The following is a 25,383-nucleotide window of genomic DNA, read 5'->3' on the forward strand; positions in this document are numbered from 1 at the left end:
CTATACGCCTCCCTTTTCGTTTCGGTGATAGGTCACCATTTTCGGGTAAGGAATTTCGATGCCGCTTGCATCCAGCGCTTTCTTGATCTCCATATTGATTTTGCGGACGACCATCGGATGCGTGTTCGGCCGGCACTCCGCAATGACGCGCAGCGTAACGCTGGTCGGCGCTATAGCTTGTATGCCCAGCACCTCAGGGGCGTTGACCAGATTCTCATCCTTCAAGCCGATCATCGTTTCGCGGATGACCTCGAGCGCACGGTCGACCTCTTCCTCGAATGCGATCTGTATATCGACTACGGCCAACGAGTTGTTAATTGAAAAATTCGTAACTTCATTAATCATGCCGTTCGGAACGATATGCACCTCTCCCGTCCAGCTCTGAATTCGGGTCGTACGCAGGCCGATCATCTCCACCGTACCTTTATAGGTGCTCGTTTGAATGACGTCGCCTACCGCGAACTGATCTTCAAGCACGATGAAGAAACCCGTAATAATATCCTTCACCAGACTTTGCGCCCCGAAGCCGATCGCCAAGCCGAGCACGCCTGCCCCTGCCAGCAGCGGCCCCAAATTGATACCGAACTCCGACATGACGAGCATCGCAGCAATAAAATAAACAACATAAGAGCTCACGTTTTTGAGAAGCTTGCCGAGCGTTCTCATTCGTCTGACATGATTGGGCAGCCTTTTGCTTTCACGGTTCAATACGCCGCGGTCAATGGTTTTATGTATGGCCCACACGATCAGCCTGCTTACGACCAAAATAAACACTACGCGCAAAGCAGCATTCCCGAAGCTTAGCCAAAGATCCTGATTAGTCAACCCATTGACCGTATCTGTATAAACTTCACTAATATCCGTTAAATTTTTATCCATCAAATATCCTCCTTCGCCTTGCTTTCCCTTCCGCCCTCCATTTACATCTCTATTGGTTCATACCCTGAAGCCACCTGCTTAAAAATCCCTCTGATTTCAACGTTTTCCTGAACGATGACTTCCTTTACCATCTTGACATCCTCTTCCGGAAAATGGATCGACAACGCACAGCCAGCCGTAATTTCCTTTGGGGTCGGACATATATCGATTTCAATTTCCGCATACTCCAGCAGCATCTCCGCTCTAAGTGCCTGCTGCGTGGAATCGAATGCAATTAACATAAGGCGCCCTCCACTCAAAAATGCTTTTCACATTTCTTCACAACAATAATGCTCATCCTATAACTATCGCACGTATAAAATGGTTGTCCCAACCATATACTAGTAACATATTTGTTCTATCGGAGGGATCCTATGAAGCTTCCATTTATGAAAGAGACGCCTCTTAAAGTGCCTTACACGACGGCTAATGTGATTGGAATGCTCGTCAATCGAATGACTAACATGCTCGAAGAGTTGGCGGCTCACCGCCCTATTGTCGTCGTTTGCGTCGGTACCGACCGTTCCACCGGAGATGCTCTAGGTCCCCTGATCGGAACGAGCTTATCCAAATACCGGAGCTCTCATTTCAATTTATACGGAACCCTGGAAGAACCCGTTCATGCCATGAATCTCGATGATACTCTTATGGAAATTAACCGCCGCTTTCACAAGCCCTTTGTTATCGGTATCGATGCATGCCTCGGTCAGGTTTCGAGCGTCGGAAGCATCCAGGTAGGCATGGGTCCCGTCCGCCCCGGAGCAGGCGTGAACAAAGAGCTCCCTCCTGTCGGCGATATTCATGTTACGGGCATCGTCAACGTCGGAGGCTTCATGGAATACTTTGTTTTGCAGAACACTCGTCTGCATCTCGTTATGAAGATGGCCGACATCATTTCACTTAGTCTTTTCACTGCTATTGCAAACCATGCATCCTCAATCAGCGCCATCGAACAAACGGCTGCCGGCGATAACAGCTAACTTTTATATTCCTTCGAATGTATGAATTATTTAGCGTTTGCAACAGCCTTCAATTCCTCCGGAGTAAGCGGATATGCCGACTCGCCCTTTGAGAGCGGCTTCGCATAAACATACGAATTATCCCGGTTATGAATAGCGGAGAAAACCGCTCCATCCTTATCCTCATTTACGATCGCAATGGAAAAGCTTAGATCACTGCCCTGCTCGGCGAAGGCATTGTAGCGAACGATGCCTACTTTCCCTTTTTGCTGAGGCAAAATGCTTTGCATTGCTGACAATTGCTGCTGGAACTGCTTGACATCCTGTTGATGGACGGCGATATCTTCCTTCAATCGGATAATAACATCCTCCAAATTCGTTACGCCTGTATTCCCCATTACAGCCGTATACTGTTTCCTTAGCTTTTTCAACCGCCTGCCGATTACGGCTATCCAGATAAACATGATCACAACGACTACCGCTAATCCAACGGTTACTGCATTCATCGGATTTGTTGTCCAGTCTTCCATGCTATTCTTCCGCCCCCATTTAATTGCTAAACCTAACCCCTGTACTGCTCAACAATTTCCTTAACCGCTAAAGTCAAGGCATCTATATCCGACTCCGTCGAATAGATGCCTACGCTTGCGCGTACGGCACCTGTATCCGTAGTCCCTGCACAGGCATGAGCGAGCGGCGAACAATGAAAGCCTGCCCTTACCGCAATATGATAATGCTGATCCAATATAAAAGACAGCTCCGACGGATCGATTCCTTCCACGTTAAAGGCGACAATTCCTGTCCGCGGTTGTTCGGCTTTCGGTCCCAGCAGCTTGACGCCCTCGATCGGCTGAAGGCCTTCTATCAGGCGCTGCGCCAGTGACCATTCTTTCTGATGGATGTGCTGCACGGTCTCATTCAACACATGCTGAACACCTATTTTAAGACCGGCAAGCCCCGGGGTATTTTGGGTTCCTGCTTCGTACCGGTCGGGCCTCACCTTAGGCTGTTCTTTCGCCTCGGACTGGCTTCCGGTGCCGCCATGCAGCAGCGGTTCGAGATCAAGCTCGGGATCTATGTACAGTCCGCCCGTCCCTTGAGGGCCAAGCAGCCCTTTATGTCCCGGAAAAGCCAACATATGAATACCCATTGCCCGTACGTCAACCGGTATGATGCCCGCACTTTGCGCCGCGTCAACGAGCAGCTTAATTCCATGCTTTCTTGTTATTTCCGCGATTTCCGCAACCGGCATGATCGTTCCTAACAAGTTCGAGCTGTGGTTGACGACGGCCAATGTCGTATTCGGCTGTATCGCTTTCGCGACATCATCTAAGTTAATGTTTCCACTCTCATCGCCTTCTATATAAGTGACCTGAATACCAATCTTTTGCTCCAAATAAAACAGAGGCCGCCTAACCGAATTATGTTCGACGGTTGTTGCAATGACATGATCCCCCGGCTTCAGCCAGCCTTTTATCGCCATATTCAATGCCATCGTTGTATTGGAAGCAAAAGCGATGTCATTCGGATTTTTTATATTGAACAGCTTGCTCAGTTGTTTTCTAGTATCAAATAGAACCCGGCTTGCCCGCACCGCCATGGCATGGCTTCCCCTGCCAGGATTTGCCGCATCATGAAGCATGGCTTGTACGACAGCATCGGTTACGGCCGGAGGCTTAGGCCAAGATGTTGCTGCATGATCCAAATAAATAATCGATTGTTCATTGTTTATCAATGTTATTCACACCTTCCGCAGCTCGGGTTTCGCAACAATGGCATACCTTAGTTTAATCTTTCAAAAGCAAGATTACAACCAAGGTATGCCATTGTATATGAATCGATTATGGGATTATGCCATCTGTTGAAGCAGCTCCAGCAGCCTCTCTAAATCTTGCTTGCTGTAGTATTGAAGCTCGATTTTTCCTTTATCCTTTTGCTGCTTAATTTTTACGGTCGTTTTAAAACGTTCCCGAAGCGACTCTTCCAGGTGATCAATGTAAGGATCCCTTTTTTTCTGTTTAACGGCAGTCTTTTGTTCCGGCTGTTTTTTGGTATCCAGTTTCTGAATCGCCTCTTCCAGATCCCGAACGCTCCATTCCTGCGCTACAGTCTGCTCCGCTAATTCCTTTTGAACCTTTTCATCTTTAATTCCGACAAGTGCCCGGGCATGTCCCATCGATATTGTTCCACGTGAAACATTGTCCTTAATATCGGAGGGCAAACTAAGCAGTCTCACAAAATTCGCAATATGAGAACGTGATTTCCCAACCTTCATCGATAGTTCTTCTTGGGTAAGCTTGAACTTATCGATCAAAGCCTGATAGGCAACCGCAACCTCAATTGCATTTAAATCCTCGCGTTGAAGATTTTCAATCAGTGCAATTTCCATTACCTGCTGATCGGTAAATGTCCGAACGACTGCAGGAATTGTTTTATTCCCGCAATATTGAGAAGCACGGAAGCGTCTTTCGCCGGCAATGATTTCATAGCCTTTAAGAACAGTACGAACGATGATCGGTTGAATAACTCCATGCTGCTTTATAGACTCAGCTAATTCCTTGATCGACTCCTCATCAAACGTCTTGCGAGGCTGATACGGATTCGGTCTTAGCTGCGACAATGTAATTTCAATCACCTTATCATCATCGTTTACCGAAAGCGATGGAATAAGCGCATCCAGCCCTCTACCTAGCCGCTTGCTCATACATGATCACTTCCTTCGCGAGTTCAGTATAAACTTCTGCACCTTTAGATCTTGGGTCGTATGTGATGATAGCTTGTCCATGTGAAGGCGCTTCGCTCAAACGTACGTTGCGCGGAATAATCGTCTGGTACACCTTTTGTTGGAAATATTTTTTGACCTCTTCGATGACCTGGATCCCGAGGTTTGTTCTTGCGTCCAGCATCGTTAACAGGACGCCTTCGATTTGCAGAGATGTATTTAAATGCTTCTGAACAAGCCGAACCGTATTCAACAATTGGCTCAACCCTTCAAGAGCATAATATTCGCATTGAATTGGGATTAAAACCGAATCAGCGGCCGTGAGGGAGTTAATCGTCAAAATGCCTAGCGACGGAGGACAGTCGATTAAGATATAATCAAAATCGCCTTTTACTAATTGCAGCGATTTCTTCAACCGCAGCTCCCGCGAAATCGTAGGAACTAACTCGATTTCCGCTCCTGCCAATTGAATAGTGGCCGGTACAATTTTCAAACCTTGAACGCTTGTCTCAAACATGGCATCCTTCGGATGGACATCATTAATAAGAACATCGTAGATGCAATTTGTTACATCGCCCTTATTAATACCTAGTCCGCTAGTGGAATTGCCTTGCGGATCTATATCGACAAGCAATACTCTTTTGCCTAACGAAGCTAGGCATGCTGCTAAATTGACAGACGTTGTCGTCTTTCCGACACCGCCCTTCTGATTTGCGATTGCAATAATCTTCGACAAAACCGGCTCACCTCTATGTGTGCAACATTAATTGAAAGCATAACATGATGAATCGGATAGCGGGCAGCTTCGTGGCTGATGCTATCCTTCTGGCAACAAACAGCTCGATTCCAGGCAAAATAAAAAGCCAAGCTCGAGTAGAGGATCAATCGATACGATCTATTCGCAAACGACAGATGCTGCGCACAAACCGTCAGCCGCATCTTTGCGCAGCTCGGTTCTGTGCCGCCTTCTTGAGGATCAGCATGCGTCCCGCCATAATAGTTATCGCATAAACAAAGCTATAAACGGCATCGCCGTCCTCAGTTGAGGACGGCACTAATTTCTTATTCAAAACCATTATTCAAGCCATTCCGTTTGCATTCACTTGCAATCTATGTAATGGCTATTCTATCGTTTCGGAATTTGAATGACGATCTCATAATGATCATCATAATCCTTTTCATTCGTTTTAATAGGAAGTCCGGATCCGCTAACCATATCAATGGATTGCCTGATCGTATTCAGCGCTAGACGCACATCCTTCGTGAAGGATACACGCTTCGCTTTTTTAATTTTGTTCGATTCCTTCAAAAAAGCGATTCTTGCTTCCGTCTGCTTCACGTTCAAATCCTTGGTCACAATCTCATCAAGCACCTTGAGCTGAAGCTCCTCATTATCTAAAGAAAGCAGCGCTCTGGCATGACGTTCGGTAATTTTCCGGTCCGCAAGCGCCAACTTAATAGTATCATTTAACATTAATAATCGCAATTTATTAGCAATGGTAGACTGGCTTTTACCCAGTCGTTGAGCCAGGCTTTCCTGCGTCAGCTGATGCAGCTCTATTAATTTCTGATAGGCCAACGCTTCTTCTATAGCGGACAGATTTTCTCTCTGAAGGTTTTCTATTAAAGCGATGGACGCGGTCTGGGAATCGTTGAATTCACGAACAATACCCGGAATCGTATCGTAACCGAGCTTCGTGACGGCACGCCAACGTCGCTCGCCTGCGATGATTTCATATCTTCCGTTACGCATCCGAACGACTATAGGTTGTATCACACCGTGGGTTTTAATGGTTTGACAAAGCTCATCGATCCGTTCATCATCGAAAATGGTGCGCGGCTGAAAAGGGCTAGCATCGATTTCATGTATCGGAATTTGTTTAACTTCATCTTGTGGAGTACGCTGGTCGGACAATCCGAATAAACGAGAAATTTGTTCTTTCATATCGATCATTACCACCCGATCATGAGATAAACCTTGAATACGTACCTCAACTGATAATCGAACAGATTATATCGAATATTCATTCGATTATGCTGCAAAATCAACTCTATTTCCTATTAGAAGATAATAGTGCCGATTCATTCAGTTAGTAGTAGCTGCAAGGTTTTTGAAAATACAAGCGCAAACGGCTGAGGCCTTCCCTTGGAGGGCCCAGTTTCCGTTTCGTTTCGTCATTTTTGTGACCAATCCGGGTACATGAGGTTCGTCGCAAAGCTTTAGCATTTGCCGCCGGAAGACATCTATTACCGTTTACGCTAGAAGTTCAATCATCGTAAATGACATGCTGTGCAGCTCATCCGCAACATAGCTTGTACCGGCTGGAGAAACGGACTGTCAAGCGTAAACGGCTGACGCAGCTCGGTTCTGTACCGTCTATATATGGAAATAAGCTCGTTTCGCGGTGAAATATAATCATTTCACATCCGTTCACAGAAAACAGAGCATGTACAGACATATCAATAGCAACATTAGATTTCTCTAATAGATTTCGACTTCTACAAATCGATCTCCTGCTTGACACCCCTAATTGTTTCACGTGGAACATTATCATGTGTCATATGTGTTACATCAAAGGCTGCTTAAGCGGTGTTCCTGCTTTTCTAGGGTATTTGCGTGGAGTCACATCTGTCTTCTCTATCATTACAATATGACGCTCCGATTGTTCATTCGGCAGCTTGAGCTCATGCTGAGCCTTCAATCTTCCTTTCAGCTCTCGTAAGCTAACTGCAGCTTCCCGGATTTCTTCCTCCGACTGTGCGCCTTTCATGGCGACAAACATTCCGCCTTTCTTAACGAAAGGCAAGCAAAACTCATTTAAGACATTAAGGCGGGCGACAGCTCTCGCCGTTACCAGATCATAACCGTCGCGATGCTCGGGCTGCTGGGCGAGATCCTCAGCTCGTCCATGCAGGCAGATGACGTTTTGCAATCGAAGCTCCTCGGCTAAATGGGTTAAAAATTGAATTCTCTTGTTCAAGGAATCTACGATCATAACCTGCAGGTGAGGAAAACATATTTTCAGCGGGATACTTGGAAAGCCTGCCCCCGAACCGATGTCGGCAAGCTTCTTCACCTCATTCAAATCCGTATAGAAAGAGAGAGAAGCCGAATCGTAAAAATGCTTTTCATAAACCGCATCTCTCTCCGTAATTCCGGTTAAATTCATCTTCTCATTCCACTCAACCAGCAGGCGGTAATAGGTTTCAAACTGTCCAAGCTGAACGGCGGAGAGCGTAATGCCGCCCTCCTCCATCCGTTTTGTAAACCATTGAAGTGTCGTATCCATCTTATGAGCTCCTTGCCGCAGTCACTCGATTGTAATGTTCCAAATAAACGAGTAGGATCGAAATGTCCGCCGGCGTAACTCCCGCGATGCGGGAAGCTTGCCCGATGGAGAGCGGCCTGATCGCAGCAAGCTTTTGCTTCGCCTCGGATGCCAGGCTGTTTACGTCGTTGTAGTCAATGTCGTCAGGGATAAGCTTTTTCTCCATTTTGTTCAAACGCTCCACCTGAATCAGCTGCTTCTCAATATAACCAGCATACTTGATCTGGATTTCGACCTGCTCCTTCATCTCTTCCGTCATTTCCGGCGTAGAAGGAACAACGGTTTCCAGCATCGCGTAAGTGACTTCAGGACGGCGCAGCAAGGACAAGGCGTCGGTTCCGTTCACCATCGGAGCCGTACCGGCTGCCTCCAGCATTCCGTTCACTTGATCCGGCTTTACCTTGATGCCGCGAAGCCGTTCGATATCCTGCTCAACCAGCTCTTTTTTGCGTAAAAAAGCCTGGTATCTCTCTTCGGTAATAAGTCCGATTTCATGGCCGATCGGCGTGAGCCGCAAATCCGCATTATCATGGCGGAGCAGCAGCCGGTATTCCGCACGGGAAGTAAGCAGGCGATAAGGATCGTTTGTCCCCTTCGTCACCAGATCATCGATCATGACGCCGATATAACCTTCGGAGCGTCCAATAATGACCGGCTCTTTCCCCTGCACCTTGCGAGCAGCGTTAATGCCTGCCATAATGCCTTGACCCGCCGCTTCCTCATAACCGGATGTGCCGTTAATTTGGCCGGCTGTGAACAAACCTTCTACAACCTTCGTCTCCAGGGAAGGCCAAAGCTGCGTCGGAACGACGGCATCGTACTCGATGGCATAGCCGTTGCGCATCATTTCGACTTTTTCCAAGCCGGGAATCGAACGCAAAATGCCCAGCTGCACATCCTCCGGCATGCTGGTCGAAAGACCTTGCACATAATACTCCGAAGTGTTCTTGCCTTCCGGCTCGAGAAAAATTTGATGCTTCGGTTTATCGGCGAACCGTACGATTTTATCTTCTATAGAAGGGCAATACCGCGGACCCGTTCCTTCGATCGCTCCCGAGAACATCGGCGCCCGATGCAAATTGTCGTTAATAATTTTGTGCGTCGTTTCCGAGGTATACGTTAACCAGCACGGAAGCTGCTCATTATCCGAGGACTTCGTCTCATAGGAAAAAAATTTCGGATTGTCGTCACCCGGCTGGATTTCCGTCTTCGAAAAATCGATCGTATCCTTGTGCACGCGCGGAGGCGTGCCGGTCTTGAAGCGCACGAGCTGGAGACCGTGCTCCTTCAGGCTGGCCGACAATTTAAGCGACGGCTGCTGATTGTTCGGCCCGCTCTCGTACATCAGCTCGCCCATAATGATTTTGCCGCGTAAATAGGTTCCCGTCGTGACGACCGTCACGCGCGAACGATATTCCGCTCCTGTCTTGGTTACGATACCGAGACATTTGCCGTCCTCCACGATCAATTCCTCCGCCATTCCTTGACGAAGCGTCAAATTCGGCGTTTCCTCAATCGTCTTCTTCATCATATGCTGATAATCGAATTTATCGGCTTGCGCCCGAAGCGCATGCACCGCCGGACCTTTGCCCGTGTTGAGCATTCTCATCTGAATAAACGTCTTATCGATGTTCCGTCCCATTTCGCCGCCAAGCGCATCAATTTCCCGCACCACGTGGCCTTTGGCCGGACCTCCGATCGACGGGTTGCACGGCATGAATGCGACCATATCCAAATTGATCGTCAGCAGCAGCGTCTCGCAGCCCATACGCGCCGCGGCAAGTGCGGCTTCGCAGCCCGCGTGCCCCGCTCCGATGACAATCACATCATATTCACCAGCTATATAACGCATTTCGTTTCACCTTCTCTTCCTCTATTTACCTAAGCAAAATTGCGAAAAAATCTGATCGATCAGCGAATCTCCCGCTTCGTCGCCAAGTATTTCACCAAGCGATTCCCATGCGGATCGCGCATCGATCTGTATCACATCAATCGGAATCCCCATATGGGAAGCTTCGACAGCATCCGCTAACGACTGCTTCGCACGTTTCAACAAAGAAATATGCCTAACGTTGCTGACATATGTCAAATCTCCCGATTCCAGCTGTCCCTCAAAAAACATGTCGGTGATCGCCCGTTCGAGCCTCTCCAGACCCTCTTCCTTCAGAACCGATAATTTCACGATCGATTCGCTAGGAAACGACTTCTCCACCACCTCAAATTCTAATTGATGCGGCAAGTCAGTCTTATTTATGACAATTATTACCGGACGGTCCTTTAATAGCTCTAAAAGCGCATAGTCCTCGTCCTGGAGCTTCTCATTGTAATTCAATACGAACAAGATCAGGTCCGCATCTTCAAGAGCATTTCTGGAACGCTCTACCCCTATACGTTCAACGACGTCGTTCGTTTCCCGGATTCCGGCCGTATCAAGCAGCCTTAGCGGAATTCCGTTCAAAGATACGTACTGCTCGATGACATCCCGCGTCGTACCCGGAATATCCGTCACAATCGCTTTGTTCTCCTGCGTCAGCATATTCATCAGCGAAGACTTTCCGACGTTCGGCCGCCCGACAATTGCCGTCATAATGCCTTCACGTAATATTTTGCCTTCGTTCGCCGTTTTTAACAGACGATCTATTTCATCAATAGCAATGGCGCATTGGTCGCGAATATAGGCACTCGTCATTTCCTCTACGTCATGCTCCGGATAGTCAATATTCACTTCGATATGGGCAAGCAGCTCGATAACGGTCTGTCTGAGCGCTTTGATCCGTTTCGACAAAATTCCCTCCGCTTGCTTTCGCGCCACGGAAAACGCACGGTCCGATTTAGAGCGGATCAAGTCGATTACCGCTTCGGCCTGCATCAAATCGATGCGCCCGTTCAGAAACGCCCTCTTCGTAAACTCACCCGGCTCCGCTGTCCGGATGCCGTCTAACTGCAGAACAATATCAAGCACTTTTTTGACGGCAATAACGCCGCCATGCGCGTTGATCTCAACGACATCCTCCGCCGTGAACGAGCGGGGACCGCGCATCAAAGTAATGAGAACCTCTTCAACGGGCTCCTTAGTAGTCGGATCTATAATATGGCCATAATGCACCGTATGCGTTTCTGCGTCCTTCAGACTTATTTTCGAACGGAACACCCGGGAAATCCCTTCGACAGCATCCGGCCCGCTCACGCGGATTATGGCTATGCCGCCTTCCCCGACTGCTGTCGAAATAGCTGCAATCGTATCGTATATCATCGGCTGTCAGCACCTCTCAAATGGAAAAACAGCAATGACCGTAAAGAGCCATTGCTGCGAATAACGTACCGTAAACTATAGAATTACCGCTGCGCAGGCTCCTGCCTGAGCGCAATAACGACTCGCCGGTTAGGCTCGTCGCCCTTACTGAACGTCTTGACTTTAGGGTGATTTTGAAGCTGTGAATGAATAACCTTGCGCTCATGCGGCGCCATCGGCTCCAGGACGACTTCCTTCCTGGTCCGGATGACCCGCCCTGCCAATCGGTCGGATAAATCCTCCAACGTCTTGCGCCGGCGCTCGCGAAAATCCTCTGCATCAAGCACGATTCGCAAATGACTGTCCGAATAGCGATTAGCCACAATATTAACCAAGTACTGTAAAGCATCCAACGTTTGTCCGCGGCGGCCGATCAGCATGCCAAGGTCGCCGCTGCCCGATACGGACAGCAAGGTGCCTTCCCTTGTCTGCTTACGGTCGATGTTCACTTGCAGCCCCATCGTGCCGGACACTTCTAGCAGAAATTGCTCCGCTTCCAGCATCGGATCAGGGATAAGCTCAAGCTCGACTTTCGCTTCCTTAGCGCCGAACAAACCGAAAAAACCTTTCGCCGGCTGCTCGATCACATTTGTTTTGACGCGGTCTTCAGTAACTTGCAATTGTACCAACCCGTTACGCACAGCATCGTCTATCGTCTTGCCCGATGCAACGATTTTCTTCATTTCACGGCAACCTCCTTGCCCTTTTCAGAGGAACGAACGTATAGGAAGTAGTTTTGAACGATTGTGTAAACGTTGCTGTATACCCAGTACAAAGGCAGTGCTGCCGGGAAGGAGATCGCCATGACAAAGATTAACACCGGAAAAATAGCCAGCATCATTCCCATGCCGGGCATTGTCTGCGTCTGCTGCTTCTGCATCATCTTCGATTGAATAAAGGTAGTCGCTGCTGCAAGAATCGGCAAAATGTAATACGGATCCTTCTCGCCGAGCTGCAGCCACAGGAACGTATGCTCACGAATATCCGGATTTTTATAAATCGCATTGTACAACGCGATAAAAATCGGCATCTGCACGATTAGCGGCAAACAGCCCGCCATCGGATTCACCTGATGCTTCTGGAACAGCTTCATCGTTTCCTCTTGCTGCTTTTGCGGATTATCCTTGTACTTCTTCTTGATCTCGGCCATTTCCGGCTGCAAAGCCTGCATCGCCTTCGAGCTGCGGTACTGTTTGAGAGTGAGCGGCAAAATGAGCGTTCTTACAATAATCGTCAGCAGCAATATGGCAAGCCCGTACGAGTCGCCGAACCATGAGGCAAACTTGTCGAGCGTCATTGCGAAGTAATAGACGACATTTTTCTCCCAGAAGTTACCCTTGAGCAAGTCGGCGGTTTCCGTCGTTTGGTTGACCGGCGCGCCGCAGCCTGCCAGCAGGGCCATCACCATAACCAGACCAGCCACTAACAGCCATTTTTTCTTCGTGATCCGAAACAACATTAAAACTCCTCTCTGAGAGCCATCGCGAAACGTATGCTGTGCCTTCCAAGGACGGATCAGAACCGGGCTGCGCAAAGATGCAGCTAACGGTTCGTGCACAGCAGCAGCCGTTCACGCTTGTCAATCTAGACTATACCATAATTTATGGGACAAAGAAACAATTTGCCTGTCCGTGCATCCGCTTACGCGAATCCGGTCAAGCCTTGCCCGCGGCCCCTGTCAAAACGCGCCTTAATTGCGTATGCGGCTACCGGCGGAAGCGAGCTTCAGCTTCTTGTTCGGCCTGCTTACCGCTGGACGAAGACCCCGTTTTCAACAAACCGGCTCTCTTTAACACATGAAGGACGCTCTTCTCCATCTCTTTCATCTTCATAAGCGTCGCCGGCTTTCTGACGATCAGGATCAGGTCGGTTTTCGGAACGATGCGATGCGCGTGATGCCTGACGATTTCCTTAAGCATCCGCCGCATCCGGTTGCGGACGACGGCGTTCCCGATTTTTTTGCTCGCCGACACCCCAAGCCGGAACGGATCCGCAGCAGGCTGCTTCGACCAATATACGACAAACTGACCGTTGGCAAACGATTTGCCGCCCCTATAAATACGGCTGAACTCTTCCCGGTTGCGAAGACGCAATTTTCTTTGCACGACTGCAGGCCACCATTCCCTCTTAGAGCTTTTATCGGCACGGAACATTATCAGTATTAACACGAAGCAAAAAAAAAAGACCACCGGACGTGGTCTTCTGCTTATGCGCTCAGTACTTTTCTTCCTTTTTGACGACGCGCTGCCAAAACTTTACGTCCGTTCTTTGTGCTCATCCGTTTGCGGAATCCATGCACTTTCGCGCGTTTGCTTACATTCGGTTTAAATGTAGGTCTCATTCGTACTGCACCTCCTATACTGCGTGTTTCCATTCAAAAAACGCTTTTACTATTAAACCACGACAGCCGTCAAAAGTCAATGACCGTCCCTCCGTCATCTCCATTCCAAATCTGTCTCCAAAAATTTTCGTTACACCCTTGTGGATAAATGCATGAAACGAGGTACGGAATCAAAAACTAATAACATGTGAATAATCCACAAGAGGGCAAAACGAACTTTGTCGAATTCTTAACAAGATATAAACAATATGTAGTGGTGTAGATAACTTTTATGCACAAGTGGTTGAGAGTGTGGATAAAATGCGCCAATCCGTTGAAATATAAGGCATCTTTTGCTATGATAGTTATGTTTTCGTTGTGGATTAGAGCCATATCGCCTCAATTTTATCAACAACCTGTGGATAACATTGTGAACAAACTCATCCCCTATTTATAACTCATTCGCTTATATCTCTTCATAATGTGGATGCATTCGTTATAATACCCACGTTTTCGACATTTTTTTGTGTAACTGCGCCGGCTGCGGCGATTTGGATAAGGAGTGACAGTCTGTGGACAGCCATACTTACGATTTATGGCAGCAAGTGTTGTCGATCATCCAGACTAAATTAAGCAAACCGAGCTTTGACACCTGGTTCAAAGCGACGAAAGCTTCTTTTGTCGATGAATCCGTTATAGAAGTGACAGCGCCGACAACATTTGCGGCCGAATGGCTGGAAGGCCGTTATACGAAGCTGATCAGAACGACGCTGTATGAGTTTTTAGGCAGACAGGTCGACGTTCGCTTCTCAATTGAAGAACCAAAAAGCTCGGAACCGGCAATGCCGTTTCCGCCGAAGGCGGCACCGGCTCCCGTTGCGAACGAAGAAACCCATACCCATATGCTTAACCCGAAATATACATTTGATACATTCGTCATCGGGGCCAACAACCGCTTCGCGCACGCTGCGTCGCTGGCTGTGGCGGAAGCGCCTGCGAAAGCCTACAACCCCTTGTTCCTGTACGGGGGCGTCGGGCTCGGCAAAACTCACTTGATGCATGCCATCGGCCATTACATCATGGACCATAACCCCAACACGAAGGTTCTATATATTTCATCGGAGAAATTTACGAACGAATTCATTAATGCGATCCGCGACAACCGCGGGGAGAGCTTCAGGACCAAATACCGGAATATCGACGTTCTTCTTATAGACGATATTCAGTTTTTGGCGGGGAAAGAACAGACTCAGGAGGAATTTTTCCATACCTTCAACGCCTTGCATGAAGAGCGGAAGCAAATTGTGATCTCATCCGACAGGCCGCCGAAGGAAATTCCGACGCTGGAGGACCGTTTGCGTTCCAGGTTCGAATGGGGACTCATTACGGATATACAGCCGCCGGATCTGGAAACAAGGATCGCCATTTTGCGCAAGAAAGCAAGAGCGGAGAACCTCGATATTCCTAACGAAGCTATGATCTATATTGCCAACCAGATCGACACGAATATCCGCGAGCTTGAAGGTGCGCTGATTCGGGTCGTCGCCTATTCGTCGCTGATCAACGCCGATATTACGTCCCATCTGGCAGCCGAAGCGTTAAAGGATATCATTCCGTCAAGCCGGCCGCGCATGATCACGATCCAGGATATCCAGATGAAGGTCGGCGAATTTTACGGCTTAAGGCTCGAGGAGTTTAAAGCGAGAAAACGGACGAAAGCTGTCGCTTACCCGCGCCAGATCGCCATGTATTTATCGCGGGAGCTGACCGATTTCTCCTTGCCTAAGATCGGAGAGGCATTCGGCGGACGCGACCATACGACCGTCATCCATGCCCATGAGAAAATATCGCAGCAGCTGAAGATCGATCAAGACCTGTTCAAAATCATCCAGAATCTGACCGAGAAAATTAAAAATCATATGTGAACAACCAAGCAAGCCTATACACACGCTATGCACATGTGGATAGGCTTGCTTTATCGATATTCTACAGGGTTATCCACATATTCAGGGCCCCTACTGCTACTGCTATTAAAAATCTTTTAAAAAACATCATCATAAAACAGTCTGAACCTATACGGACGCTAGGAGTGAAACGATGAAATTATCGATCTCAAAAAACGAACTAAACGACGCCATTCAACAAGTATCGAAAGCCGCCTCATCCCGGCCTGCGATTCCTATTCTCGGCGGTATCAAAATCGAAGTCACCCATCTTGGCGTTACGTTAACCGCCAGCGATACAGATATATCCATTCAAAGCTTTATCCCTGTGGAAAAGGATCAATACGTTATTGCACATGTGGATAAGCCCGGAAGCGTCGTTTTGCCCGCGAAATTTTTTGTCGAAATCGTAAAAAAGCTGCCGTCGGACCAGGTCGTCATCGATGTGAGCAGCAATTATCAGACCGTCATCCGTTCCGGCTCCACCGAAATTCAGATGGTTGGGCTCGACCCTGAGGAATTCCCTGTCCTTCCATCCATCGAGCAGGACGAGCTGCTTCAAATGCCGGGAGATTTGCTGAAGGCGATGATCCGCCAAACGGTGCTGGCCGCTTCGACCAGCGAGCAAACGCCTATTTTGACCGGTGTACTTTGGAATTTGGCCGAAGGCGAATTAAAATTCGTCGCAACGGACCGCCACAGGCTCGCGAGCCGTTCTGCACAAGTGGATACAGCTTCCGACTTAAAATTCCACAATGTCGTTATTTCTGCAAAAACGCTAAACGAGCTGTCGAAGCTTGTTCCTGAGCATAATGCCCTAGTCGATATTGTCGTTGCGGATAACCAAGTATTGTTCAAGCTCGGCAATGTATTGTTTTATACCCGGATTTTGGACGGGGTTTATCCCGATACTTCCAAGATTATTCCGCAAACCTTCAAAACAGAACTCGTTCTCGATACAAAAAATGTAATGGACGCGATCGACCGCGCTTATTTGATGTCCCGCGAGGAGAAAACCAATATCGTCCGCCTGGTAACGCTGGAGGACGGATCGATCGAAATTTCGTCCAGCTCGACGGAGCTAGGCCGGGTAACCGAGCAGCTTGAAGCGCAGGAATTCAAAGGAGATCCGCTCCGGATCGCCTTCAACTCCAAATATATGCTCGACGTATTGAAGGTTATCGACAGCGAGCAGCTGTTTATCGGTTTTACGGGCGCTATGAGCCCGATCATCATCCGGCCGGTCGATCACGCGTACAGTATGTACGTCATTTTGCCGTACCGTACAACGGGCTAACGGAATCATCCATCCACACAGAAAGGAAAGTGACGCAGGATGAAAGAAATCTTCATTCAAACGGAATATATAACGCTGGGCCAGTTTTTGAAGCTGGCCGATTGCATCGCGACAGGCGGGCACGCCAAGTTTTTCCTGCAGGAGAACGAAGTGCTGATTAACGGAGAGCCTGACAACCGCCGCGGCAGAAAATTGTATGGCGGGGACAAAGTAGAGGTTGAGGGCTGCGGCAGCTTTACGGTCGCCAGAGCTTAGCGCCCAAACGGACCGGGAGGTCAAAACGTGTTTTTAACCAGCATACAGCTTCAAAATTATCGGAATTACAACGAACTGGACCTGACGACTCCGAATAAAGTGAATGTGTTTCTCGGCCCGAATGCGCAAGGAAAAACCAATTTGCTGGAGGCTATATTCGTACTCGCGCTAACCAAGTCGCACCGTACCTCGAAGGATAAGGAGCTGATCGGGTGGCAGGGCGACTCCGCCCGGATCGGCGGCGAAGTGGAGAAGCGGTACGGTTCGCTTAAACTGGATTTATTGTTTTCGTCGCAAGGGAAGAAAGCGAAGATCAACGGGCTGGAGCAGCGTAAGCTCAGCGATTTCATCGGATCGGTGAATGTCGTGATGTTCGCACCGGAGGATCTCGAAATTGTGAAAGGCACGCCGGGTGTGCGCAGGCGGTTTCTCGATATGGAAATCGCCCAGGTACAGCCCGGCTATTTGCATACCCTGCAGCAATACGGCAAAGTGCTTCAGCAGCGCAATAACTTTTTGAAGGCATCCTTTCCTGGGGGACCTAACTCCACGATGCTTGAGGTGTGGAATATGCAGCTGGCGGAGCACGGTGTTAAAATCATGAAAAAAAGGCAACACTTTATACATAAATTACAAATGTATGCCGAACAAATCCATTCCGGCATCACAAACGGCTCGGAGCAGCTGACAATTGATTACCGCCCTTCCTTTGACGCCGGCGCTCAGGAAGATGAATCTGTTTTATTTGACCGATTTATGATAAAGTTAACACATGTGAAAGATCAGGAGATTCGCAGAGGCGTTACGCTCGTGGGCCCGCACCGCGACGATTTGGCGTTTTTTATTAACGGCAAGGAAGCGCAAATATTCGGTTCCCAGGGGCAGCAGCGAACGACGGCCCTATCTTTAAAATTGGCGGAAATCGAGCTCATTAACGAGGAAATCGGAGAGTATCCGCTATTGCTGCTGGATGACGTATTATCGGAGCTGGACCAAAATCGCCAGACCCAGCTCATAGAGACGTTCCAGAGCAAAGTCCAAACCTTTATAACGACAACCGGCCTTGAAAGCGTGAATGTCAGCAAGCTTCAGGATGCCGGTATCTATCATGTGCAGGGCGGCCGAGTGACGCGTTAGAGTGCAAATAGGAGAGGTGAGCTAGCATGTACATCCATTTAGGCGGCGAGAAAATTATTCGGGCTGCGGAGCTGGTGGCCATTTTTGATATTTCTATCGAGCAATCCTCTAAACTATCCAAGCAATTTGTTGCGGGTGCACGTAAACGCAAGGACGTCGAAACGATCGGTGAAGAAGAACCCAAATCCATCGTGGTGACGAAGCAGAAAATATATTATTCGCCGATATCATCCTCTACGCTTAAGAAAAGGGCCCATCATTTCGCAGCGAACGGGTAGAGCGAAGGCGATCAGGAAGAGCAGTTTGAGAGGAGCAGTGAGCTTGCATGTCTTTGGAGCAGCATACGTATGACGAGAGTCAGATACAGGTTCTGGAAGGATTAGAGGCGGTACGCAAACGTCCGGGGATGTATATTGGCTCCACTAGTGGCAAAGGTCTTCACCATCTCGTATGGGAGGTTGTCGATAACAGTATTGACGAGGCTCTGGCCGGATACTGCAACAAGATTGAGGTTATCGTCCATGAGAATAACAGCATCACCGTTATCGATAACGGACGGGGCATCCCGGTCGGCGAGAACGCGAAGCTGAAGAAATCGACGCTGGAAGTCGTTATGACGGTACTGCACGCAGGCGGTAAATTTGGCGGCGAAGGTTATAAAGTGTCGGGCGGCCTGCACGGTGTAGGCGTATCCGTCGTAAACGCGCTGTCAGAGCAGGTCATTGTTCAGGTCAAGCGGGAAGGTCATATTTTCCAGCAGGAATACCGCAAAGGGGTTCCTCAATACGATATCAAGATTATCGGGGATTCCGAAGAAACCGGAACGCAGGTTACTTTCCTTCCGGACCCGGAAATTTTTACCGAAACGACCGTGTACGATTATGACACGCTGCAATCGCGGATCCGCGAGCTGGCGTTTTTGAATAAAGGGATCGAAATTATCCTTACCGACGAACGTTCGGGAGAATCAAATTCGTTCAAGTACGATGGCGGTATTATCGAGTTTGTCCGGTATTTGAACCGCAACCGCGAAGTTCTCCATGAAACGCCGATTTTCGTGGAAGGCTCGAAGGATCATATACACGTCGAGGTTTCTCTGCAATACAACGACAGCTACAGCGAGAACATTTACTCGTTTGCCAATAACATCAATACTCATGAGGGCGGCACGCACGAGTCCGGCTTCAAGAGCGCCCTGACCCGTATTATTAACGATTATGCCCGGAAAACAAACTTGATCAAGGATAACGATTCGAACTTCTCGGGCGACGACGTGCGCGAAGGACTGACGGCGATTATTTCCGTCAAAATTCCCGAGCCTCAATTCGAGGGCCAGACGAAGACGAAGCTCGGCAACAGCGAAGTGCGCGGCATCGTCGAATCGTTTTTCGCGGAGAAGCTTCAGGAGTTTTTGGAGGAAAATCCGGCCGTATCGCGCAAAATCGTCGAGAAAGGCCTTCAGGCTGCGCGCGCCCGTGAAGCGGCCCGCAAAGCGCGGGAGCTGACGCGCAGAAAGAGCGCTCTGGAGGTCGGATCGCTGCCTGGCAAGCTTGCCGATTGCTCCTCGAAGGACGCGTCGATCAGCGAGCTCTATATCGTCGAAGGCGACTCCGCCGGCGGATCTGCCAAGCAGGGACGGGACCGCCACTTCCAGGCGATTCTGCCGCTGCGCGGCAAAATTTTGAATGTCGAGAAAGCTCGTCTGGACCGCATTCTTGGTAATGCGGAGATCCGGGCGATCATTACGGCTTTAGGCACGGGCATCAGCGACGATTTCGATTTGTCTAAAGCCCGTTATCACAAAATCATCATCATGACGGATGCTGACGTCGACGGTGCGCATATTCGGACGCTGATGCTGACGTTCTTCTATCGCTATATGCGACAAATCATTGAAGCGGGCTATATTTATATTGCCCAGCCGCCGCTCTTCAAGATCGAACGCAACAAGGTGATCCGCTACGCGCAAACGGAGAAGGAGCGCGACAGAATTATCGCAGAATTCGGCGAAGGCGCAAAAGTTAACGTGCAGCGATACAAAGGACTAGGCGAGATGAACGCTTCCCAGCTGTGGGAAACGACGATGGATCCGGAAAGCCGGACCATGCTCCAGGTTACGATCGAGGATGCGATCGAAGCCGATGTCGTATTCGATACGCTGATGGGCGATAATGTCGAACCGCGCCGCGATTTTATTCAAAAGTACGCGAAATATGTAACGAATCTTGATTTTTAGGATGAAATAGGATGAAAGAAGAAGCAGCCGACGCTATTTGCGACGGCTGCTTTTTCTTCTTCTTCTGTATTTACCGTAAGCGACGGCATAGCGGTAAACCTTACGAAACACCGATTTGTCAGGCAGCTTGCGGAAAATAAACGGATCGGGATTCGTATTCACCTCTAGGATCCAAGGGTGATGCTTGCCGTCGATCGCGATGTCGACGCCGATCTCTTTGATGTTCGGGTATTTGGCCTGCAGCACCTGCGCGATCGATATGCCAAGCTTTTTCAGTTTGTTTTCGAAAACTGCCAATTCGGAAGGGGTGGCATGGTCCGTCATCAGCCGGTCAAGCGCCATCGGTGTACCGCCGCTGTGGTAGTTCGTTACGATTTTGGCCGGATGGGCCAGCCTGCCGATGATGCCCGTAGCTTCCCATACCTTGCTCGGATTTTTTTGAATCATGACGCGGATGTCAAAACGTCTGTTTCTATGTCGAAGCAGGTGGATTCCTTTCTGAACGATATACGGCCGTTTTCTTTTTAACCTGGAGAGCTGTCTATAGAGCTGCTCGAATGTCGGATAGGTACGGACCGTGGTTTCGATCTGATAACGGTAGCCCGGATCGGGGGAAGTCGTTTTTTCGACGCGGATTACGCCCCTCCCGAACGTCCCGTTGACCGGTTTAACGTATACCATTCCGTGCTCCTCCAGCATAGCTTTAAGATTGGCCGGGTTAAACAGCTTGGTGGACGGCATATGCTGTCGCAAATAATCGGATTTGAGCATAATATTCGTTTTTGCCCACTTGCTCTTGACGCGTTGAATGCTCAACGATTTATCTCCTCTCGTATGCGTGCTTGCTTCGGTTTGGAACTCAAATGAACAGAGACAGACTTTGGATTGAGTGGTATAATGAAAGTTGGGTCTGTTTATTTTATGGCACTATTTCGCGAGTGGAGAGCGGTGATTCACCTATTTTTCATCGTTTTTTTTCCACGAATTCGGATGAATTCCAAAAGCTACGGCTAAGCATGTTTATATGCCCTCTTTTTGAGAAAGAAATATAAGATTAGGGTTCATGAAACAGCAGAGATAGTTGGCGTCAGGGAGGTAAAACATGGCGGAAGAACAACGAATGTCAATAAGAGACCGGGATATTGGTACGGAGATGCGCGATTCCTTTATGGATTACGCAATGAGTATCATCGTGAGCCGTGCTCTTCCCGATGTTCGGGACGGGCTGAAGCCGGTGCATCGCCGTATTTTGTACGCGATGTCGGAGCTTGGCATGTCTCCGGACAAGCCGTACAAGAAATCGGCGAGAATCGTAGGGGAAGTCATCGGCAAGTACCATCCGCACGGCGATTCGGCCGTTTATGAATCGATGGTCCGGATGGCTCAGGATTTTTCCATGCGGTATATGCTCGTAGACGGTCACGGCAACTTCGGTTCGAACGACGGCGATTTTGCGGCAGCTATGCGGTACACGGAAGCGCGTCTTTCCAAAATCGCGATGGAGCTCCTGCGGGACATCAACAAGGAAACGATCGATTTTGTGCCGAACTACGACGGAGAAGAATCGGAGCCGGTCGTGCTTCCTGCGCGATACCCGAATCTTCTGGTGAACGGCGTTACCGGCATCGCGGTCGGCATGGCCACGAATATTCCGCCGCATAATCTGAACGAAGTAATCGACGGCGTTCAGGCTTTAATTGAAAATCCGGATATCACGCCAGTTGAGCTGATGGATTATATACAAGGGCCCGATTTCCCGACAGCTGCTTTCGTTATGGGCCGTTCGGGCATTCGTCAGGCTTATTTGACCGGCCGCGGCTCCGTCACGATGCGCGCCCGCGCAACGATTGAGGAGAACGCGGGCAAAGCGCGCATTATTGTGCACGAGCTGCCGTACCAAGTCATTAAGGCTCGTCTTGTCGAGAAAATTGCCGAGCTGGTGCGCGAGAAAAAAATCGAAGGCATTACCGATTTGCGGGACGAGTCGGACCGTAACGGCATGAGGGTCGTTATTGAGCTTCGCCGCGATGTCAATCCAAGCGTAGTTCTCAATAACCTTTACAAGCATACGCAGCTGCAGTCCAACTTCGGCATCAATATGCTGGCGCTTGTAAACGGCGAGCCGAAGACGCTGAACATTCGGGATATGCTGTATCATTATTTGCAGCATCAAATCGAGGTTATTCGCAGACGTACGGAATACGACCTGAAGAAGGCCGAAGCGCGCGCTCACATTTTGGAAGGCTTGCGGATCGCTCTCGACCATCTGGACGAAGTCATCGCACTTATTCGTGCGTCGCAGACGGCGGACGAAGCACGCGAGGGATTAATTAACCGCTTCGCCTTGTCCCATGAGCAAGCGCAGGCAATCTTGGATATGCGTTTGCAGCGCCTGACAGGACTGGAACGCGACAAAATCGAAGCGGAATATGCGGAGCTGATGCGCAAAATCGCTGAATATAAAGCTATTCTCGCCGACGAGAAGCTGGTATTGGAAATTATCAGCACGGAGCTGGCCGAAATTAGAGAGCGTTTTGGAGATGAACGGCGCACGGAAATTATGGCTAGCGACGAGGAAATTTTGGATGAAGACCTGATTCCGCGTGAAGACGTCATTATTTCCATTACGCACTCGGGCTACATCAAGCGTTTGCCTGTTACGACCTACCGGAGCCAAAAGCGCGGCGGCAAAGGGGTAGTAGGCATGGATACGAAAGATGATGATTTTGTCGAGCATCTATTCGTGTCGAATACGCACCATTACCTGCTGTTCTTCACGAACAAAGGCAAGGTGTACAAGCTCAAAGCCTATGAAATTCCGGATCTGAGCCGCACCGCCCGCGGAACGCCGATTATCAACCTCATCCAGATCGAACAGGGTGAGACGATCAATGCGGTAATTCCGGTCCAGGAGTTCAATGCCGAGCAGTTCTTGTTCTTTGCTACCCGCCAAGGCGTGGTGAAGAAAACTCCGCTTGACGATTACGTTAATATCCGCAAAGTCGGTTTGATTGCCATTTCGCTGCGCGAGGATGACGATTTGATCGGCGTCAAGCTGACGGACGGCAATCAGGAAATTATTATGGGCACTGCGCAAGGCATGTCGATCCGTTATTCGGAGCAGGACGTCCGTTCGATGGGACGGTCGGCCACCGGCGTAAAAGGTATCCAGCTCGACGATAACGATACGGTCATCGATATGGACGTTATCGTTCAGGACAAGGATATTCTGATCGTGACCTCCAAAGGCTACGGGAAGCGTACTCCGGTTGCCGATTACCGTATCCAGAATCGCGGCGGTAAAGGGATTAAGACACTTAACGTAACGGACAAGAACGGCCCGATCGTATCGCTCAAGGTCGTCGAGAACGACGAGGATCTCATGATCATGACGGCTTCCGGCACGATGATCCGGACGAGCATGGAAGGCATATCTACGATGGGACGCAATACGCAAGGCGTTAAGCTTATCAATACGCGCGAGGATGATACCGTAGCTACGGTAACACGCGTCGCGCGCAGTGAAGACAATGAAGTTCTAGAAGAGAACGAGGAGCCGAACAGCGGCGAAGCTCCGCTCGAATAGGCTCCGATTGTCATACATCGGATACAAGGGGAGAGGACATACGTGGCAACGGTGACGTTATCACAACTAAATCCAGGCGACAAAATAGGTGAAGATGTCCTCACTCCGTCAGGTAATGTCCTGTTTCAAAAGGGACGGATTATCACTCCCAAGGAAATAGACATTTTGCAGGCATTTTTAGTGAACAGTGTCGATGTTGAGAGCAGCACTGCCTTGAAAAAAACGCGCGAGGAAGAGGAAGCAGAAGTACCGCAGGCTCCAAGCGTGACGTTTGCGGCCTCTCCTCTCCATGAAGAATACGACAAAATGGTTCATATCGTACGGAACGTATTCAATTCCTTTACAGCCGGATCTAGCTTGCCGGTTATGGATCTGAGAACGCAGCTGGAGAAAACGCTCGATAATGTGAAGAGCTACAACCTGCTTACTTTTTTGCCGCGTCATTTCGCGGAGAAGGATTATCTGTTCCATAACGCCATTACTTCGGCTCTGACATGCTACCAGATCGCGCAATGGACCGGTTTTCCGCAAAAGGATTGGATGCAAATCGCTTTTGCCGGATTGCTGCATGATATCGGCAACGTAAGAATCGACAAGTCGATTTTAACGAAGCCAAACGCCCTGACGGCCGAAGAAACGGAAGAAATGAAAAAGCATACGGTGCTAGGCTATCAGATGCTGAAGAACGTGCCGGCCATAAACGAAGGGGTTAAACTAGCCGCGCTGCAGCATCACGAGAAAGTGGACGGATCGGGTTATCCGCTTGGCATTGACGCCACTAGAATCCATCCGTACGCCAAAATCGTAGCAATAGCGGATATATTCCATGCAATGACCTTAAACAAGTTATACCGGAAGGCTGTTTCACCATATCTCGTACTGGAGCAGATTCAAAGCGATGCGTTCGGAAAGCTGGATCCGGTATACGTGAGTGCCTTTGTGGAGAAAGCGACGCAATTCCACCATGGCACCGTTGTTAAGCTTAGCGACGGACGAATCGGGGAAATTGTATTTACGGATCGCACGCATCCTACGAGACCATGGGTATCGGTCGAAGGGAAAATCGTTAATCTGTCTATCGAAAGGCAGTTTCATATTAACGAAGTGATTAAGTAATACGACAATATAAGACAGTGAGTGCACGATAGGATCGGGATGTTCGTAATGTTCCGTTCCCGCTCTGCGCTCGCTGTTTTTTTTATGTCTCAATATTGAAAAATTAGCGTGAAACTTGGCGAATGATAGATTCTATAAAAAAATAAAAAAAGGACTTGCAATCGAATAGGCATACGTGATATATTATCTAAGTCGCCGCTGAGACATACGGCTGACACGAAAGAAAAGCTTGTTCTTTGAAAACTGAACAACGAGTGAAACTGCCCCGTTAAT

At 49.0% G+C, this 25,383-nt stretch carries 24 protein-coding genes; 9 read left to right on the forward strand and 15 right to left on the reverse strand.

What is annotated here, in order from left to right; genetic code table 11:
* Together KP806_RS15150 and KP806_RS15155 are read right to left on the reverse strand one after the other, a co-directional pair.
* Entirely contained in the window at window positions 1-879 is an 879-nt protein-coding gene (locus KP806_RS15150; RefSeq protein ID WP_224724538.1) for a mechanosensitive ion channel family protein, read from the reverse strand.
* Between the two features lie 41 nt (window positions 880-920).
* Entirely contained in the window at window positions 921-1,160 is a 240-nt protein-coding gene (locus KP806_RS15155; protein WP_224724539.1) for a DUF3343 domain-containing protein, read from the reverse strand.
* 132 nt (window positions 1,161-1,292) lie between these two features.
* Here KP806_RS15155 and yyaC point away from each other — a divergent pair, with 132 nt between their 5' ends.
* Window positions 1,293-1,898 carry a spore protease YyaC gene (gene yyaC / locus KP806_RS15160; protein WP_224724540.1) on the forward strand — a complete coding sequence of 202 codons (606 nt, stop codon included), beginning with the start codon at window positions 1,293-1,295 and terminating at the stop codon, window positions 1,896-1,898.
* Window positions 1,899-1,924: 26 nt separating this feature from the next.
* Here yyaC and KP806_RS15165 read toward each other — a convergent pair whose 3' ends face one another.
* The 12 genes from KP806_RS15165 to rpmH all read right to left on the reverse strand — a co-directional run bounded on the left by KP806_RS15165 (window position 1,925) and on the right by rpmH (window position 13,561).
* Window positions 1,925-2,407 (reverse strand): DUF4446 family protein, encoded by a 483-nt coding sequence (locus KP806_RS15165; RefSeq protein WP_224724541.1) that lies wholly within the window; start codon window positions 2,405-2,407, stop codon window positions 1,925-1,927.
* Between the two features lie 32 nt (window positions 2,408-2,439).
* On the reverse strand, window positions 2,440-3,609 hold the full coding sequence (locus KP806_RS15170) for an aminotransferase class V-fold PLP-dependent enzyme (protein ID WP_224724571.1): 1,170 nt from the start codon (window positions 3,607-3,609) through the stop codon (window positions 2,440-2,442).
* 117 nt (window positions 3,610-3,726) lie between these two features.
* Window positions 3,727-4,581, reverse strand: coding sequence for a ParB/RepB/Spo0J family partition protein (locus tag KP806_RS15175; RefSeq protein WP_224724542.1), 855 nt, complete (start codon window positions 4,579-4,581; stop codon window positions 3,727-3,729).
* A complete protein-coding gene (locus tag KP806_RS15180) occupies window positions 4,562-5,335 on the reverse strand; it encodes a ParA family protein (protein ID WP_224724543.1) in 774 nt (257 codons plus the stop codon). Before KP806_RS15180 ends, KP806_RS15175 begins: the two co-directional genes overlap by 20 nt.
* A gap of 390 nt (window positions 5,336-5,725) precedes the next feature.
* Window positions 5,726-6,544, reverse strand: coding sequence for a nucleoid occlusion protein (gene noc / locus KP806_RS15185; RefSeq protein WP_224724544.1), 819 nt, complete (start codon window positions 6,542-6,544; stop codon window positions 5,726-5,728).
* 622 nt (window positions 6,545-7,166) lie between these two features.
* On the reverse strand, window positions 7,167-7,889 hold the full coding sequence (gene rsmG, locus KP806_RS15190; protein ID WP_224724545.1) for a 16S rRNA (guanine(527)-N(7))-methyltransferase RsmG: 723 nt from the start codon (window positions 7,887-7,889) through the stop codon (window positions 7,167-7,169).
* A gap of 1 nt (window position 7,890) precedes the next feature.
* Complete coding sequence (mnmG, locus tag KP806_RS15195) at window positions 7,891-9,780, reverse strand: tRNA uridine-5-carboxymethylaminomethyl(34) synthesis enzyme MnmG (protein WP_224724546.1); 1,890 nt, start codon at window positions 9,778-9,780, stop codon at window positions 7,891-7,893.
* 21 nt (window positions 9,781-9,801) lie between these two features.
* Complete coding sequence (gene mnmE / locus KP806_RS15200; RefSeq protein ID WP_224724547.1) at window positions 9,802-11,181, reverse strand: tRNA uridine-5-carboxymethylaminomethyl(34) synthesis GTPase MnmE; 1,380 nt, start codon at window positions 11,179-11,181, stop codon at window positions 9,802-9,804.
* A gap of 83 nt (window positions 11,182-11,264) precedes the next feature.
* Window positions 11,265-11,903 carry an RNA-binding cell elongation regulator Jag/EloR gene (gene jag / locus KP806_RS15205; protein WP_224724548.1) on the reverse strand — a complete coding sequence of 213 codons (639 nt, stop codon included), beginning with the start codon at window positions 11,901-11,903 and terminating at the stop codon, window positions 11,265-11,267.
* A complete protein-coding gene (locus KP806_RS15210; protein WP_224724549.1) occupies window positions 11,900-12,679 on the reverse strand; it encodes a YidC/Oxa1 family membrane protein insertase in 780 nt (259 codons plus the stop codon). The genes jag and KP806_RS15210 overlap by 4 nt, the downstream gene beginning before the upstream one ends.
* A 247-nt stretch (window positions 12,680-12,926) precedes the next feature.
* Complete coding sequence (gene rnpA / locus KP806_RS15215) at window positions 12,927-13,325, reverse strand: ribonuclease P protein component (protein ID WP_224724550.1); 399 nt, start codon at window positions 13,323-13,325, stop codon at window positions 12,927-12,929.
* 101 nt (window positions 13,326-13,426) lie between these two features.
* Window positions 13,427-13,561 carry a 50S ribosomal protein L34 gene (gene rpmH, locus KP806_RS15220; RefSeq protein ID WP_087572533.1) on the reverse strand — a complete coding sequence of 45 codons (135 nt, stop codon included), beginning with the start codon at window positions 13,559-13,561 and terminating at the stop codon, window positions 13,427-13,429.
* Between the two features lie 551 nt (window positions 13,562-14,112).
* On the opposite strand from rpmH, the gene dnaA reads away from it, so the two are divergent.
* From dnaA to gyrB, 6 genes are all read left to right on the forward strand, one after another.
* Window positions 14,113-15,465 carry a chromosomal replication initiator protein DnaA gene (gene dnaA / locus KP806_RS15225; RefSeq protein WP_224724551.1) on the forward strand — a complete coding sequence of 451 codons (1,353 nt, stop codon included), beginning with the start codon at window positions 14,113-14,115 and terminating at the stop codon, window positions 15,463-15,465.
* Window positions 15,466-15,637: 172 nt separating this feature from the next.
* The gene (gene dnaN, locus KP806_RS15230) at window positions 15,638-16,780 is read left to right on the forward strand and encodes a DNA polymerase III subunit beta (RefSeq protein WP_224724552.1); all 1,143 of its coding nucleotides are present in this window, start codon (window positions 15,638-15,640) and stop codon (window positions 16,778-16,780) included.
* A 39-nt stretch (window positions 16,781-16,819) separates the two neighbouring features.
* Window positions 16,820-17,035 (forward strand): S4 domain-containing protein YaaA, encoded by a 216-nt coding sequence (yaaA, locus tag KP806_RS15235; protein ID WP_224724553.1) that lies wholly within the window; start codon window positions 16,820-16,822, stop codon window positions 17,033-17,035.
* Between the two features lie 27 nt (window positions 17,036-17,062).
* A complete protein-coding gene (gene recF, locus KP806_RS15240; RefSeq protein ID WP_224724554.1) occupies window positions 17,063-18,172 on the forward strand; it encodes a DNA replication/repair protein RecF in 1,110 nt (369 codons plus the stop codon).
* A 26-nt stretch (window positions 18,173-18,198) separates the two neighbouring features.
* A complete protein-coding gene (gene remB / locus KP806_RS15245; RefSeq protein WP_012772007.1) occupies window positions 18,199-18,450 on the forward strand; it encodes an extracellular matrix regulator RemB in 252 nt (83 codons plus the stop codon).
* 47 nt (window positions 18,451-18,497) lie between these two features.
* Complete coding sequence (gene gyrB, locus KP806_RS15250) at window positions 18,498-20,408, forward strand: DNA topoisomerase (ATP-hydrolyzing) subunit B (RefSeq protein WP_224724555.1); 1,911 nt, start codon at window positions 18,498-18,500, stop codon at window positions 20,406-20,408.
* 33 nt (window positions 20,409-20,441) lie between these two features.
* On the opposite strand, the gene KP806_RS15255 is transcribed toward gyrB, so the two are convergent.
* Window positions 20,442-21,224 (reverse strand): YheC/YheD family protein, encoded by a 783-nt coding sequence (locus KP806_RS15255; RefSeq protein ID WP_224724556.1) that lies wholly within the window; start codon window positions 21,222-21,224, stop codon window positions 20,442-20,444.
* Between the two features lie 286 nt (window positions 21,225-21,510).
* Here KP806_RS15255 and gyrA point away from each other — a divergent pair, with 286 nt between their 5' ends.
* Together gyrA and KP806_RS15265 are read left to right on the forward strand one after the other, a co-directional pair.
* The gene (gene gyrA, locus KP806_RS15260; protein WP_224724557.1) at window positions 21,511-23,994 is read left to right on the forward strand and encodes a DNA gyrase subunit A; all 2,484 of its coding nucleotides are present in this window, start codon (window positions 21,511-21,513) and stop codon (window positions 23,992-23,994) included.
* A gap of 42 nt (window positions 23,995-24,036) precedes the next feature.
* Entirely contained in the window at window positions 24,037-25,110 is a 1,074-nt protein-coding gene (locus tag KP806_RS15265) for an HD-GYP domain-containing protein (RefSeq protein WP_224724558.1), read from the forward strand.
* Window positions 25,111-25,383 lie beyond the last annotated feature (273 nt).

Source organism: Paenibacillus vietnamensis (assembly GCF_020169515.1).
Classification (GTDB): domain Bacteria; phylum Bacillota; class Bacilli; order Paenibacillales; family Paenibacillaceae; genus Pristimantibacillus; species Pristimantibacillus vietnamensis.